At 59.3% G+C, this 15,006-nt stretch carries 14 protein-coding genes; 5 read left to right on the top strand and 9 right to left on the bottom strand.

The features are described 5' to 3' along the window. Positions 1-195: 195 nt before the first annotated feature. Positions 196-1,053 (bottom strand): SDR family oxidoreductase, encoded by an 858-nt coding sequence (locus tag AC0KVQ_RS01415; protein ID WP_473419319.1) that lies wholly within the window; start codon positions 1,051-1,053, stop codon positions 196-198. Positions 1,054-1,194: 141 nt separating this feature from the next. Beyond that, positions 1,195-2,250: a mannonate dehydratase gene (gene uxuA / locus AC0KVQ_RS01420; protein ID WP_473419320.1), complete on the bottom strand. Its 1,056-nt coding sequence runs from the start codon at positions 2,248-2,250 to the stop codon at positions 1,195-1,197. A 198-nt stretch (positions 2,251-2,448) separates the two neighbouring features. Between uxuA and AC0KVQ_RS01425 the strand changes: the two genes are divergently transcribed. The 4 genes from AC0KVQ_RS01425 (at position 2,449) to AC0KVQ_RS01440 (ending at position 7,824) form a co-directional block, all read left to right on the top strand. Then, positions 2,449-3,162, top strand: coding sequence for a FadR/GntR family transcriptional regulator (locus tag AC0KVQ_RS01425; protein ID WP_473419321.1), 714 nt, complete (start codon positions 2,449-2,451; stop codon positions 3,160-3,162). A 24-nt stretch (positions 3,163-3,186) separates the two neighbouring features. Next, positions 3,187-4,866: a formate--tetrahydrofolate ligase gene (locus AC0KVQ_RS01430; protein ID WP_473419322.1), complete on the top strand. Its 1,680-nt coding sequence runs from the start codon at positions 3,187-3,189 to the stop codon at positions 4,864-4,866. A gap of 69 nt (positions 4,867-4,935) precedes the next feature. Beyond that, on the top strand, positions 4,936-6,255 hold the full coding sequence (gene bioA, locus AC0KVQ_RS01435) for an adenosylmethionine--8-amino-7-oxononanoate transaminase (RefSeq protein ID WP_473419323.1): 1,320 nt from the start codon (positions 4,936-4,938) through the stop codon (positions 6,253-6,255). Between the two features lie 3 nt (positions 6,256-6,258). Next, positions 6,259-7,824, top strand: coding sequence for a hypothetical protein (locus AC0KVQ_RS01440; protein WP_473419324.1), 1,566 nt, complete (start codon positions 6,259-6,261; stop codon positions 7,822-7,824). A 1-nt stretch (position 7,825) separates the two neighbouring features. Here the strand turns inward: AC0KVQ_RS01440 and AC0KVQ_RS01445 are convergent, their stop codons facing one another. The 4 genes from AC0KVQ_RS01445 to AC0KVQ_RS01460 form a co-directional block, all read right to left on the bottom strand. After that, positions 7,826-8,734, bottom strand: a complete 909-nt coding sequence (locus AC0KVQ_RS01445; protein WP_473419325.1) for a tyrosine recombinase XerC — start codon at positions 8,732-8,734, stop codon at positions 7,826-7,828. Continuing rightward, positions 8,734-9,396: a DUF484 family protein gene (locus AC0KVQ_RS01450; RefSeq protein ID WP_473419326.1), complete on the bottom strand. Its 663-nt coding sequence runs from the start codon at positions 9,394-9,396 to the stop codon at positions 8,734-8,736. The genes AC0KVQ_RS01445 and AC0KVQ_RS01450 overlap by 1 nt, the downstream gene beginning before the upstream one ends. 21 nt (positions 9,397-9,417) lie before the next feature. Continuing rightward, positions 9,418-10,248 carry a diaminopimelate epimerase gene (gene dapF, locus AC0KVQ_RS01455; protein WP_473419327.1) on the bottom strand — a complete coding sequence of 277 codons (831 nt, stop codon included), beginning with the start codon at positions 10,246-10,248 and terminating at the stop codon, positions 9,418-9,420. A gap of 132 nt (positions 10,249-10,380) precedes the next feature. Further along, positions 10,381-10,797 carry a CoA-binding protein gene (locus AC0KVQ_RS01460; RefSeq protein ID WP_473419328.1) on the bottom strand — a complete coding sequence of 139 codons (417 nt, stop codon included), beginning with the start codon at positions 10,795-10,797 and terminating at the stop codon, positions 10,381-10,383. A 56-nt stretch (positions 10,798-10,853) separates the two neighbouring features. Here AC0KVQ_RS01460 and AC0KVQ_RS01465 point away from each other — a divergent pair, with 56 nt between their 5' ends. Then, positions 10,854-11,447, top strand: coding sequence for a Maf family protein (locus tag AC0KVQ_RS01465; protein WP_473419329.1), 594 nt, complete (start codon positions 10,854-10,856; stop codon positions 11,445-11,447). 61 nt (positions 11,448-11,508) lie between these two features. Here the strand turns inward: AC0KVQ_RS01465 and ilvC are convergent, their stop codons facing one another. From ilvC to ilvB, 3 genes are all read right to left on the bottom strand, one after another. Then, positions 11,509-12,531 carry a ketol-acid reductoisomerase gene (ilvC, locus tag AC0KVQ_RS01470; protein WP_473419544.1) on the bottom strand — a complete coding sequence of 341 codons (1,023 nt, stop codon included), beginning with the start codon at positions 12,529-12,531 and terminating at the stop codon, positions 11,509-11,511. Between the two features lie 96 nt (positions 12,532-12,627). Beyond that, the gene (ilvN, locus tag AC0KVQ_RS01475) at positions 12,628-13,119 is read right to left on the bottom strand and encodes an acetolactate synthase small subunit (RefSeq protein WP_473419330.1); all 492 of its coding nucleotides are present in this window, start codon (positions 13,117-13,119) and stop codon (positions 12,628-12,630) included. 16 nt (positions 13,120-13,135) lie between these two features. After that, the gene (gene ilvB, locus AC0KVQ_RS01480) at positions 13,136-14,899 is read right to left on the bottom strand and encodes a biosynthetic-type acetolactate synthase large subunit (protein ID WP_473419331.1); all 1,764 of its coding nucleotides are present in this window, start codon (positions 14,897-14,899) and stop codon (positions 13,136-13,138) included. Positions 14,900-15,006: the final 107 nt, after the last annotated feature.

The following is a 15,006-nucleotide window of genomic DNA, read 5'->3' on the forward strand; positions in this document are numbered from 1 at the left end:
GGTTGCACAACCCGGGGTGGAAACTATTGGATGCCGATCACCCCGGAAACCTGGAAAGTTTTGCATGCCGGTTTACAGAATAATAAAGTAATTCATATTTGGCGCACTCATAACCCGATTCCTGTCGGCAAATTAAAAGCCTCTATCCAGATTCCCGGATAGAGGCTTTTTGCTGTGTGGAACAGCTTCTGGAAGTTACACGCCAGAGTAGGCCGAGAAACCGCCATCCACCGGCACAACTACGCCGTTGACGAAACCGGAGGCTTCTTCAGAGGTCAGGAACATCAGCGAGCCGATCAGTTCCTTGGATTCGCCAAAGCGACCCATCGGGGTGTTGCCCAGAATCTTGCCGGCACGTGCGGTCGGTTGGCCGTCTTCCGTGAACAACAGAGCGCGGTTCTGGTTGGTGACGAAGAAGCCCGGGGCGATGGCGTTCACGCGGATGCCGACCGGGGCGAAGTGCACGGCCAGCCACTGGGTGAAGTTGCTCACGGCAGCCTTGGCGGCGCTGTAGGCCGGGATCTTGGTCAGCGGGCGGTAGGCGTTCATCGACGAAATATTGATGATGCTGCAGCCGCTGCGGCCAACCATCTGCTTGGCGAATACCTGGGTCGGCATCAGCGAGCCGAGGAAGTTCAGGTCGAATACGAAGCGGATGCCATCCGGGTCCAGATCAAAGAAGCTGGTGATCGAGGCATCGGCTTGCTGGAAGTCAGCCAGGGTCAGGTTTTCCTTGGTGGTGGTGCCCTTCGGATGATTGCCGCCGGCGCCGTTGATCAGGATGTCGCACTGGCCGATCTTGGCCAGCACTTCTGCGGCAGCGGCTTCCAGCGAAGCGCGTTCCAGCACGTTGGCTGCTACGGCAATGGCTTGGCCGCCTTCGGCACGGATCGAAGCGGCAACGGCTTCGGCGGATTCCAGCTTCAGGTCGAGGATGGCGACCTTGGCACCGGCTTCGGCCAGTGCGCGAGCCATGTCGGCGCACAGAATGCCGCCGCCGCCGGTCACAACGGCAACTTTTCCTGCGAGATCATTGAAATTGGGTAAGGACATTTGAGTTCTCCATTCGAAGTGAGAGAAGCATTTTTATAGGGTGCAACAAGCTTTGCCATGCTGCGGGTGCGGTATGGCGTGGAGAGAATCCTGCCGCGGTCCAAAGGCAGCGACAGGATTCAATTACAGATGGGGCATGAATCAGGCGGCTTGCTTGGAGCCGTACTTGTCGACGGCTTCCCACAGGCCGATCAGGTACATCGCGCCCAGTGCGCGGTCATACAGGCCGTAACCCGGCTTGCCGGTTTCGCCCCAGATCATGCGGCCGTGGTCCGGACGGGCATAGAAGGGCTGACCTGCATCGTGGTAGGCCTTGATGATGGCGGCCATGTCGAGCGAGCCACAGGAAGACAGGTGGGCGGTTTCTTCAAAGTCACCAGCCGGGGTCACGTACACATTGCGCAGGTGGGCGAAGTGGATGCGGCCTTGCGGGGCGAATTCGCGCACCATGGCTTCCACGCTGTTTTCGTAACCGGCACCGAGCGAACCCGAGCACAGGGTCAGGCCGTTGGCCGGGGAATTGACGATGCCCAGGATGCGGGCGAGGTCGTCACGGTTCTTGACGATGCGCGGCAGGCCGAAGATGGGGCGGGGAGGATCATCCGGGTGGATGGCCATCTTCACGCCAGCTTCTTCCGCTACCGGAATGATCGCCTTGAGGAAGTATTCGAGGTTTTCCCACAGCTTGGCTTCGCCAACCTGGGCGTATTCGGCCAGCAGGGCTTTCAGTTCGTCGGTCTTGTAGCTGGCATCCCAACCCGGCAGGGAAATGCCCTTGCTCACGTCGATTTCGTCGGCTTCCTGGGCGCTGAAGGCCAGGCAGGTCGAGCCGTCCGGCAATTGCTTGTCCAGCGTGGTGCGGGTCCAGTCGAACACCGGCATGAAGTTGTAGCAGATGACCTTGATGCCGCAGGCGCCCAGGTTGCGGATGTTCTGCTGGTAGTTGGCGATCAGGCGATCACGGCTCGGCTTGCCGAGCTTGATGTCTTCGTGCACCGGTACCGATTCGACCACTTCAAATTCCAGGCCTGCGGCTTCGATCTTGGCTTTCAGGGCCTGGATCTTTTCTACCGGCCAGACTTCACCAACCGGCACGTCATAAATCGCGGAAACGATACCGGTCATGCCCGGGATCTGGCGGATGTATTGCAGGGAGACCGGATCGGAATCACCGTACCAGCGGAAAGTCATTTTCATGGTTATGCTCCTTGGGTGAGGGCTAAAGACTAAATGGTCAAAAGGTAAATTGGTAAGACCATTGATTAAAGTATAGGCGTATAATTTTCTGGCTGCAACAGATAATGTATCCGCTCGTCGGAGCTGGTTATAGAATGAGATCATGCTTCGGATATCGTTCTGACCGACTCGTAACCCGTTATAAACAATAGGCAAGACATGGCACAGGAACTTTCGCAATCCAACGGTACAAACGCAGAATTGCCGGTATTCCAATCGCGGCGTCTGTACAAGCAGATTGCCGATGCGCTGGAAGCACGCATTCGTTCCGGTGTATTTGCCCCGGGCAGTTATTTGCCATCCGAGCGGGATCTGGCGCAACAGATGGGCGTCAGCCGGCCATCGGTGCGCGAGGCGCTGATTGCGCTCGAAGTCATGGGCCTGGTCGAGGTGCGCGTGGGCGACGGCGTGCTGGTGTGCGATCGCCGTATCCCTCTGGCGGAAACCGCAGACGAAAACAGCCCGCTGGAACAGTTGCAGGCACGCATGATGCTCGAAGGTGAAGTGGCAGGACTGGCTGCGGAAAATGCGACCGAGGAACAGTTGGCGGCGCTGGATGCCTCGCTGGTTGCCATGGAGGGCGTGATCAACGATCGCACGCGCTTTCTGGCAGAAGACCAGCATTTCCATATGGCGGTCGTGGTGGCCAGCGGCAGCCAGACCCTGATCGATCTGGTGCAGTTCCTCTGGGCGCAGCGCACGTTGCCGGTTTATCGGGCATTTGAAGAACGCTTTACTGGCGCGGCGGAACAGACAGCGGTACTGGAAGAGCATCGCACCATCGTCGAGGCCATCCGTCAGCGCGATTCACGCAAGGCGCGCAGTGCCATGCGCAAGCATCTGGATCGGGTGCGCCGGCAGTTTATCAAGTAGCGCTATCGTCCACGGAGGCCAGAAGTGCTTTCCGACAGTGAGATTGCCGAATCCGTCACGTTGCTGCCCATCGCTGGCCTGGCAGAGCAAAAGGCCGGAATTCCTGCTGCAGCATTGGAATGCTATGGCCAGGACAAGGCGAAAATAACCCTCGACACCCTCCAGCAGTTGCAGGACCGGCCATCGGGCAAGCTGATTCTGGTCACCGCGATCACGCCCACCCCTTCCGGCGAGGGCAAGACCACGACCGCGATCGGGCTGACCGATGCGCTGAATCGGCTGGGACACAAGGCGATTGTCTGTTTGCGCGAGCCGTCGCTTGGCCCCTGCTTTGGCATCAAGGGCGGTGCGACGGGTGGCGGCTGGGCTCAGGTTGCCCCGCGCAATGCCATCAACCTGCATTTTACCGGCGACTTCCACGCCGTTACCGCTGCGCACAATCTGCTGGCGGCGCATATCGATAACCACCTGCACCATGGCAATGCCTTGCGCATCGACCCGCGCCGCATTGCCTGGCATCGGGTCATGGACATGAACGACCGGGCCTTGCGCAATATCACGATTGGTCAGGGTGGGCCACAGGGTTCCATCCCGCGCGAGGAGCACTTCGATCTCACGGTCGCGTCAGAAATCATGGCCATCCTGTGCCTGAGCGAATCACTGACCGAACTGCAGGAACGTCTGGGCAATATGCTGATCGCCTATGGCGGCAACGACGGAAGGGTGCCGATCCTGGCGCGCGACCTGAAAATCATCGGGGCGATGACTGCGCTGCTGCAGGATGCGCTGAAACCCAATCTGGTCCAGACGCTGGAACACAATCTGGCGCTGGTGCATGGCGGACCATTTGCCAATATCGCCCATGGCTGCAGTTCCTTGCTGGCGACGCGTACGGCACTCAAGCTGGCCGACTATGTTGTGACCGAGGCCGGCTTTGGCGCCGACCTTGGGGCGGAAAAGTTCATCGATATCAAGTGTCGGCAGGGGGGCTTGACGCCTGCGCTGGCCGTTCTGGTGGCAACGGTGCGCGCCCTCAAGTTCCATGGCGGCGTAGCGGAAAAAGATCTGGCACAGGAAAATTGCCCTGCGCTACGGGCGGGGATGGCCAACCTGCTGCGGCATCACGCCAATTTACGCGGGCATTTCGGCCTGCCCGTGGTGGTGGCGATCAATCCTTTCCCGACAGATAGCGCCGCAGAACTGGCGCTGGTGCAGCAGGAGTGCGCCCGCAATGGCATTGCCTGCGAGATCAGCCAGCATTGGGCGCAAGGCGGTACCGGTGCGCAACAGCTTGCCCAATCAGTCATCCATGCCATCGCGCAGATGGAGAACCGGTTCACCTTGCTGTATGCGGACGATTTGCCGCTGTGGCAGAAAATTGAAACTGTTGCCATGCGTATCTATGGCGCCAGCGGGGTAAATGCACCCGAGGCGGTCAGGAACGAAATCGACAGGCTGGATCAGGCATATCGGCACTACCCGGTATGTATCGCCAAAACCCCGTTCTCTTTTTCCGGTGATCCGCGCCAGACTGGCGCGGCGACTTGCATGCCGCTGCCGGTACGCGATGTGAGCCTGGCGCGCGGGGCCGGTTTTCTGGTGGTGCACTGCGGCAATATCATGACCATGCCAGGCTTGCCCGAACATCCCGCCAGTGAGCGGATTCGGGTCGATGCGGGCGGCCATATGACCGGTCTGCATTGATCGCCGACGGTCGATGCTGTCTGCGAAACATTTTTGCGTCAGAATGCGCTTTTTTGCCTCTGCTTGATCATGACCAACCAAGAACTGCTGCAGCGCAGCCTGGCTGCTGTCTGGCATCCCTGCAGCCAGATGAAACAGCATGAATCCTTCCCCCTTATTCCGATCAGCCGGGGGGAGGGCGCCTGGCTGATTGATTGCGATGGCAAGCGCTATCTGGATGCGGTATCGAGCTGGTGGGTCAACCTGTTTGGCCATAACGAACCACGCATCAAGGCTGCCATCCGGGCGCAAATGGATCGGCTCGAGCATGTGATGCTGGCCGGTTTTACCCATGAGCCGGTGGTACAGCTGTCGGAACGCCTGGCACAGCTGACCGGGCTCGGTCATGCCTTTTATGGTTCCGATGGCGCCTCGGCCACCGAAATTGCCCTGAAAATGAGCGCCCATTACTGGCGCAACCAGGGTCAACCGCACAAGAACCGTTTCATCTATCTGGAAAACAGCTATCACGGCGAAACGCTGGGTGCGCTATCGGTGACGGATGTCCCGATTTTCCGGACGGCCTATGCCCCGCTCGTGCGTGAAAATTATTGCGTGCCCAACCCGGATTGGCGCCAGGCCGTAGCGGGTGAATCTGCGCAGGATGTGGCCGAACGGGCCGCCCTGGCGTTGGAACGGTTGCTGGCGGATAAGCACCCTGAAATTGCCGCGCTGATTCTGGAGCCACTGGTGCAGGGTGCTGCCGGCATGGCGATGTACGATGCCCATTACCTGCGCCGTGCACGCGCGCTGTGTGATCGTTTCAACGTGCACCTGATCGCGGACGAGATCGCTGTAGGCTTTGGCCGCACCGGCACCATGTTCGCTTGTGAGCAAGCCGGCATCCGTCCCGACCTGCTTTGTCTTTCAAAAGGCATTACCGGTGGTTACTTGCCGCTTGCGTGCGTCTTGTGTGAGGGTGAAATTTACGGCGCTTTCTACCATGATGATATGGCGCGCGCGTTTCTGCATTCGCACTCGTATACCGGAAACCCACTGGCTTGCGCGGCGGCCCTGGCAACACTGGATATTTTCCATGACGATGACGTGATTGCCGCCAACGCGCAGAAAGCGCTGCGGCTGGATCAGCTATTTACCCCGCTCCGGCAGCATCCGCGAGTCAGAAACTGGCGGCGTACAGGCATGATCTGGGCATTCGATGTAGCTGACGCAGGTGCCGGTTTTGCCCAGCGATTTTTTGCAGAGGCACTGCAACAGGGCTTGTTGCTGAGGCCGATAGGTGCAACCGTGTATTTCATGCCGCCCTATATTCTGGATGATGGCGCTGCGCAATGGCTGGTACAAGGCACGTTGAATGCGCTGGCCCTAACGCTTGAACAAGTGATGTGATCCATGCAATTACTGCTTGATCTGCCTGAAATCGCACCGGAGCTCGCCACGATGGTCGAGACCGATCCGGCCCGGCTGCGCGCCTGGCTGATCAGCCTGCCGACCTCCGACATCACCGCGGCGGCGCGACCGATACATGATGCGCTCGCCTCGCTCAACCGCATCGAGCTGACGGCCGATGTACGCGTCAAATTGCTGGCCGAGTATGAATCGATGCTGGAATTGCTGGCAGGCAGCTTTGATGTCGCGAGCCAAGGCAGTGGCATTCCGCTGAAGGAGACGGCAAAACTGGCTGCGACGCTGCATCGCAACCTGTGGCAGGAAATGGCCATTGGCTGGAAGATCGCCCTGGTGAACCGCCTGGAAAAACGCTCGCTGTTTGGCGGTGGCGGCAAAGCCGATCCGGTATTGGTTCAGCGGATCCTGCTGAGCATCTGGCGGTTTTATCGCCTGAGCTCCCGGCTGTATTTGCCCATGCCGACAGGGTTGTGGGGGGAATTGCATCAACTGTTTCGCCTGGGCATCAAGCACCAGTTCCTGGATGAGCCGGGCGAGCCCAAGAATCGCTCAATTGCCTGCCTGTACAAGTATATTCTCCTGTTTTCACTGGCCGATCCCTTGCGCTTTGCTCCGGCAGAACAGGACAAAGTGGTCGAGCTGGTGGAAAGCTATGGCCATCTGGCCCATTTTCTGCCGGTTTCGCGTCTGGCTGGTAGCGCCGGTTATTTTCTGATCGAGCTGGAGAGCGACAAGCCCCCGCGCTACATTGGCAGTCGTACCATCGATCCGGCGCTCACCGGCACGATCCTGTTCGATACCACCGAGTTATCGCGCCACCTGCACAAGACCGAGGCCGCGATCGAAGCCAAGGCACCGCAGGTGCAAGACCGTGCGCGCCTGTTGGCACGCCTGCAGATTTTGCGTCGTGCCTTGCGCCAGTGGGCGATTGCACCGCAGCGGGTATTTCAGCGCATTCCCTCTCACTCACTGGTCGAGCTGGCACTGGGTTTGCCTGCCGTGGTATTTCATCTGCATGAAAACGATGAATCGCCGTTGCGGGAAACCATGGCGCGGTGCCTGCCCGGCGGCGCAGATTGGCCGGAAGCCGGTGATGCCATGCCCTGTACGCTTTCCAGTTGGCAGATCATCAACGAGAGTCCGGGCGGGTTTGCCATCCGTGCAGTTTCGGTGCTCGAAGAGCAGGTGCGCGCAGGTGAGATCGTGGCCTTGCGCACGCCGCAGGCCGGGTGGATGGTGGCATCAGTCCGCTGGCTGCAGACCAACGACAGCGGCGGGATCGAGATGGGCCTGCAGGTATTGTCTCCCAAGGCCATACCGGTATTGATCCGTCCAACCTCCTCGGACGGAGCCGGCTTGCCGGCGGTATTGCTGCCGGAAATCTCCAGCATCCGGCAGCCTGCCCGTATTGCCGCCAGCAAGGGAAGCTATATTCCGCTGCACGAGTTGTCAGTCATGACGCCAAGCGGTGAAAAAGTGGTGCGGGCACTCAAGCTGATCGAGCAGCAAATGGGCTATGACTTGTTTGACTATCAAGAAGACATTGGCTGATTCAGTCGTTCTTTTTGGCGCGCGGGTGTGTCTTGTCGTAGATATCGGCCAGGTGCTGGAAATCCAGGTGGGTATAGACCTGCGTGGTGGCAATGCTGGCATGACCGAGCAGCTCCTGTACCGCGCGCAAATCGCCCGATGATTGCAGTAAATGGCTGGCGCAACTGTGGCGCAGTTTGTGCGGATAAAGCGGTTCGGACAAACCGAGCTGGCGGCGCCAGTGATCCAGGCGCAGTTCGATGGCGCGGGTGGTCAGGCGCTGGCCGTGTTTGCCGACGAAAACGGCGGTCTCGCCACCCGCCGCAAGCAACACCCGCTGCGCTAGCCAGTGCTGCAATGCGTCGGCTGCCTGGCTGCCAACCGGCACAACGCGAGTCTTGCCGCCTTTGCCCAATACCGTTGCCATGCCGTTGGCCAGATCCAGATCGTCCAGTTGCAGGCCGGCAAGTTCTGCCACGCGCAAGCCGGATGAATAAGCCAGCTCGAAGATCGCCTTGTCGCGACAAGCGAGAGTATCGTCAGCGGGCAGATTGTCGAGGAATCCGCCAATTGCATCGGTGGTCATGGCCGCGGGCAGTTTTTTGGCGCTACGCGGCGGCCGCACACCATCGGCCGGATTGGCGGGCCAACCCTTGTCACGCTGCATGACGCGGTAAAAGGCGCGCCAGGCCGCCAGCATGCGGGCAATGCTGCGCCCACTCAGCTTGTGCGCTGCCAGCTGGCGCACGAAGCCGCGCATATCGACTGGCGTCAGCACGGCAGCGCTACGGCCATTGGCCAGCCTGGTCAGCCAGTGCAGATCGCGCGCATAGGCCGCCAGCGTGTGCGGGCTGGCGCCTTCTTCGCTGGCCAGCTGGCGCAGGAAGTGGGCGATGTACGGATCATCGCCAGCCTCCGGTGTTTCGGCCATCAGTCGCTGGTTGCCGGTATGGCGCGCAGCAGGGCAGCGGAAACCAGTTCCGACAGTCGCTGCAGGTAGAGCGTACCCATGTCCGGGTAGAAGCGTTCGCTGTCTTCACTGGCCATGACCAGAATGCCGAAAGGCTCTTCACCCTTGCGCAGCGCGAACTGGGCAAACGATTTCAGCCCGCTTGCGGCTTCTCCGAACCAGCCCAGCACTTCTTCGGTGACATATTGCCCGCAGTAGGGGGAAACCAGATTGCCGGCGAGCCGGAGCACGTCGGCTCCGACCGGTTCGAATTCGCGCAAGCTGGCCTGCGTGCCGGGCAACCACAGGCGCAAAGCCACGTGCGGCACGCCGAAGCGTTCGCGCAGATGATATTCGAGCGTGCCGATCACGCCGGCCAGATCGACCGCGCGCATCAGGTCGACGGTGAGCCGATGCAGCCGCTCCGAAGTGACATCATTTTCCTCGCCGAACTGCAGCAATTCACCCAGACGGATTTCCAGCTCGCGATTTTTCTCGCGCAGGGTCAGCAGTTGCCGCTCTGCCAGCGAAATGGCATGGCCGCGATGCGTGTGCGGCACATAGATCTGTGCCAGATCATCGGCAAAATCTTCAAAAAAAGCCGGGTTTTGCCGAAGCCATTCCACGATTTCGATCGGCTGCATTGCGTTTTCTCCCTGAAACGGTCAGATAGTCAGATGACCTTCGTATACGGTGACAGCCGGGCCGGTCATCAGCACCGGTTCGCTGCCACCTGCCCACTGAATCGTGAGTTCGCCGCCATGTGTGCTGACGCGCACGGTGGCATCGAGCAAGCCACGCCGGATGCCAGCTACCACGGCAGCGCAGGCGCCAGTGCCGCAAGCCAGCGTTTCACCCGCACCGCGTTCGAACACGCGCAGGCGGATCGCATTACGCGAAACGATCTGCATAAAGCCGGCATTCACGCGTTGCGGAAAGCGCGGGTGGTGCTCGATCAGCGGGCCGTGTTCGGTCACCGGCGCGGTATCCACATCGGCTACCACTTGCACCGCATGCGGGTTGCCCATGGAAACCACGGTGATATCGAATGATTTCCCGGCGATATCAAGCGGGTGAATCACGCTATCGGCTTCGGCCACGAACGGGATTTCCGCCGGCAGAAAACGCGGCTGGCCCATGTTGACGGTGACTTCGCCGCTGTCTTCCAGGCGCGGGTAGATCAGGCCTCTGGCGGTTTCGACGGCAATTTCTCGCTTGTCGGTCAGCCCCTGGTCATAGACGAAACGGGCAAAGCAGCGTGCGCCATTGCCGCACTGTTCTACTTCGCTGCCATCGCAATTGAAGATGCGATAGCGGAAATCCACACCCGGCTGTTTCGAGCGCTCGACCAGCAGCAGTTGATCAAAGCCGATACCGAAGTGTCGATCACCGAAACGGCGGATCAGATCAGTATTCAATTGCACCGGCTGGGTCACGCCATCGATGACCATGAAATCGTTGCCCAGGCCGTGCATTTTGGTAAAGCGCAGATTCATAAGTAAACGCTAATGTTTGTCGGATTGCCGCAAGCGTAGCGGCAAAGCCGTATGGATTCAAATTTAAAAGCGCCCCAAGCCCTGCTCAGCGTCCGCGGCAAAAGAATCTCGCTGCAAGACGATGACAGATCCTCAGGCACAAAGCCGCCGCCATTCCACTTTCAGGCAGCGATCCATCACCACGAACATACCGGCAGCGCGGGCGCGTTCAGCCGCCGCTTCGTTGATGATGCCGAGCTGGATCCAGATTGCCGGCAACTTCAGGCGGATGGCCTCGTCGACTACGGCATCGACATCTTCCGCCTTGCGGAACATGTCGACCAGATCAATCGCATCCGGCACACTGGCCAGATCCGGCCAGGCCTTTTCCCCGAGAATCTCGCTGGCACCGGGATGTACCGGGATGATGCGGTAGCCGGCATCCTGCATCACTTGCGCCACGCCAAAACTGGGCCGATCCGGTTTGGGTGAAAGCCCGACCACGGCGATATGCTTCATTTTCTGCAAGAAGGTACGGATTTCGTCATCGGACGGATTCTGGAAAGACATGGCTACCTCCGGCATTGATAGAATCGATAGTTTATTGCATCCGGAACAGAAATACCGTGATTGATCTCTACCTGGCTTCCGGCAGCCCGCGCCGACGCGAGTTGCTGGCCCAAATCCACGTGACATTCGAAAAAATCAGCGCACCGGTCGACGAAACGCCCTTGCCCGATGAGCTCGCGCATGACTATGTGCTGCGTCTGGCGAGCGCCAAGGCCGAAGCCGGCTGGCTGCAGATGCAGGCACAGGGCCTGCCGGTACGCCCCGTACTCGGTGCCGATACCACGGTGGCGCTGGCTGATCATCTGCTGGGCAAGCCCGAGGATGATGCCCAGGCGATAGCCATGCTGAAAATGCTCTCCGGCACCACGCATGAAGTGCTGACGGCCGTGGCATTGCGCACGCAATCCGGCTGTGACACGGTGCTTTCCACCAGCCGCGTGCGCTTCGCGGCCATGAGCGATGCCCAGATCGCCGCCTATGTGGCCAGTGGCGAGCCGCATGACAAAGCCGGTAGCTATGGCATCCAGGGCTTGGGCGGCCTGTTTGTCGAACATCTGGATGGCAGCTTCACCGGGGTGATGGGCTTGCCGTTGCATGAAACCGCCATGCTGCTCGCTCATGTCGGCTTGGGATTCCTGGCCGTGAAATGATCGTGCCAACAAAAAACCTCGCTGTTGCCAGCGAGGTTTTTTTAACGGATCTAACCGATGATCAGTTCTTGCTCTGGTCAACCAGTTTGTTCTTGGCGATCCACGGCATCATTGCGCGCAGCTGGCCACCGACCACTTCGATCGGGTGCACGGCGTTCAGACGACGGCGAGCGGTCATGCTCGGGTAGTTGGTCTTGCCTTCCTGGATGAACATCTTGGCGTATTCGCCGGTCTGGATGCGCTTCAGTGCTGCGCGCATCGCTTCGCGCGACTGGGCGTTGATCACTTCCGGACCGGTCACGTATTCGCCATATTCGGCGTTGTTGGAGATCGAGTAGTTCATGTTGGCGATGCCGCCTTCGTACATGAGGTCAACGATCAGCTTCAGTTCGTGCAGGCATTCGAAGTAAGCCATTTCCGGCGCGTAGCCAGCTTCGGTCAGGGTTTCGAAGCCCATCTTCACCAGTTCAACGGCGCCGCCGCACAGCACGGCCTGTTCGCCGAACAAGTCGGTTTCGGTTTCTTCGCGGAAATCGGTTTCGATCACGCCACCCTTGGTACCGCCATTGGCAGCGGCATAGGACAGAGCGATGTCCTTGGCCTTGCCCGACTTGTCCTGGTACACGGCGATCAGCGACGGTACGCCACCACCCTTCAGGTATTCGGAACGCACGGTGTGGCCCGGGCCTTTCGGGGCAACCATGATCACGTCCAGATCGGCGCGCGGTACAACCTGGTTGTAATGCACGTTGAAGCCGTGGGCGAAGGCCAGCGCAGCACCTTGCTTGATGTTCGGGGCTACGTTGTTGTTGTAGACCTCGGGGATGTTTTCATCCGGCAGCAGCATCATGACAACGTCAGCGCTCTTCACTGCATCGTTGACTTCCATGACCTTCAAGCCAGCGGCTTCAACCTTGGACCAGGAAGCGCCGCCACGGCGCAGACCAACCACCACGTTCACGCCGGAATCGCGCAGGTTTTGCGCGTGGGCGTGGCCTTGCGAGCCGTAGCCGATGATGGCGACTTGCTTGCCCTTGATCAGGGAGAGGTCGGCGTCTTTATCGTAGTAAACCTTCATTTGCAGTTTCCTTTCGTTTTCAGAGAGTGAACAAGTGAAAAGTGAAGGGGTGAGCGAGTGTTGATCCAGTCTCGTTCACTAGTTCACACCTTCACTAGTTCACTAGATTTTCAAAATCCGTTCGCCGCGACCGATGCCCGAGGCGCCGGTACGCACGGTTTCCAGAATGGTAGCCGGATCGATTGCCTTGATGAAGGCATCCAGCTTCTCGCCCGGGCCAGTCAGCTCGATGGTGTAGGTCTTCTCGGTCACATCGATGATGCGGCCGCGGAAGATGTCGGCCATCCGCTTCATTTCCTCGCGATCCTTGCCGGTGGCGCGTACCTTGATCAGCATCAGTTCGCGTTCGATGTGTTCGGCCTCGTTGAGGTCGATCACTTTCACCACTTCCACCAGCTTGTTCAACTGCTTGGTGATCTGCTCGATGATGTCGTCCGAGCCGTGCGTGACGATGGTCATGCGGCTCATGGTCGGATCTTCGGTCACTTGCACCGTCAGCGAATCAATGTTGTAGCCACGGGCCGAAAACAGGCCGGTCACGCGCGAGAGCGCGCCGGCTTCGTTCTCGATGAGAATGGACAGAATATGACGCATGGTTTCCTCTCCCTTCTCAGCAAAGATTGCCGTAATCACGGTTGTTTTCGAAAGGCGTCTGCTGCATGCCACTCATGTGCGCCGGCAGATCCATCTGGTTCAGACCCTTGCCGTTTTGCACCATCGGGAACACGTTTTCGCTCTGATCCGTAATGAAATTGAGGAAAACAGTACGTTCCTTGTGCGTGGTGAAGGCTTCGCGCAGCGCGGCTTCGACATCCTGCGGCTTTTCCACGCGGATGGCGACATGGCCGTAGGCTTCGGCCAGCTTCTCGAAGTCGGGCAGGGCATCCATGTACGATTCCGAATAGCGGTTACCGTAGAAGAATTCCTGCCACTGGCGCACCATGCCCAGGTAGCGGTTATTTAGCAGCACGATCTTCACCGGCACATGGAACTGCTTGCAGGTGGAAAGCTCCTGGATATTCATCTGGATCGAGCCTTCGCCCGTCACGCAGACTACCGGCGTATCCGGATTGGCCAGTTGCGCACCGATGGCGGCCGGCAGGCCAAAACCCATCGTGCCCAGACCGCCGGAGTTGATCCACTGACGCGGGCGGCGGAACTTGTAGTACTGCGCCGTCCACATCTGGTGCTGGCCGACGTCGGAAGTCACGATGGCTTCGCCATTGGTCACTTCCCACAGCTTTTGCATCACGTACTGCGGCTTGATCTTCTCTTCCGAGGTGGCGTAATCCAGGCATTTCGGTGCACGCCAGGCTTCAACCTGTTTCCACCAATCGGCCAGACCTTCCGTGTGCGGACGGATGCCGGTTTCCTTCAGCATGGCCAGCATGTCGGTCAGCACATGCTTCACATCGCCGACGATAGGAATATCGACCTTCACACGCTTGGCGATCGAGGACGGATCGACATCGATATGAATGATGCGCTTGGGTTGCGACAGGAAATGGTTCGGTACCGAAATCACGCGGTCATCAAAACGCGCGCCGATCGCCACCAGCACATCGCAATACTGCATGGCCAGGTTGGCTTCAAAAGTGCCGTGCATGCCGGGCATGCCGAGGAAGTGCGAATCGGTGCCATCGAGCGCACCCAGACCCATCAGCGTGTTGGTACACGGTGCATTGAGCAGCTTCACCAGCTCGGTGACTTCCGCGCCGGCATTGCCCTGTACGGCGCCGCCGCCAACATAGATCATCGGTCGCTTGGCTTCGCCGATCAGCTGCACAGCCTTCCTGATCTGGCCAGGATGGCCCTTGGTCGGCGGGTTGTAGCTGCGGATCGCAATCGAGGCCGGATAGCTGAATTCGGTCTTGTGGATCGTGACATCCTTGGGCACATCGATGACCACCGGGCCGGGGCGGCCGCTGGAGGCGATGTGGAAGGCCTTCTTGATCGTGACGGCCAGATCGCGCACATCCTTCACCAGGAAGTTGTGCTTCACAATCGGACGTGAACAGCCGACCATGTCGACTTCCTGGAACGCATCCAGACCAATGCCGGCAGTGCCGACCTGGCCGGAGATCACCACCATCGGAATCGAATCCATATAAGCGGTGGCAATACCGGTCAGCGCATTGGTTGCACCCGGACCGGAGGTCACGAGGCATACGCCGACTTTCTTGCTGGAGCGCGAATAGGCGTCCGCAGCATGCGCGGCGGCCTGCTCGTGGCGTACCAGCACATGCTTGAAAGCATTTTGTTTGAAAATTGCGTCGTAAATTTCCAGAACGGCGCCGCCAGGGTAGCCGAAGACGAATTCAACGCCTTCTTCAGCCAGGCTGCGCACGATGATCTCTGCACCCGAGATTTCCATCGGTTCAATCCCTGTCTCTAAGTTGAACATGAATATGTGAGCGGTCCTGCCGGGGAAGATTATGCTGCTGAACGTATACCCGCAAAAACGCATCCAGGCGTTGGTCG

The organism is Formivibrio sp. oc-25 (genome assembly GCF_055810895.1).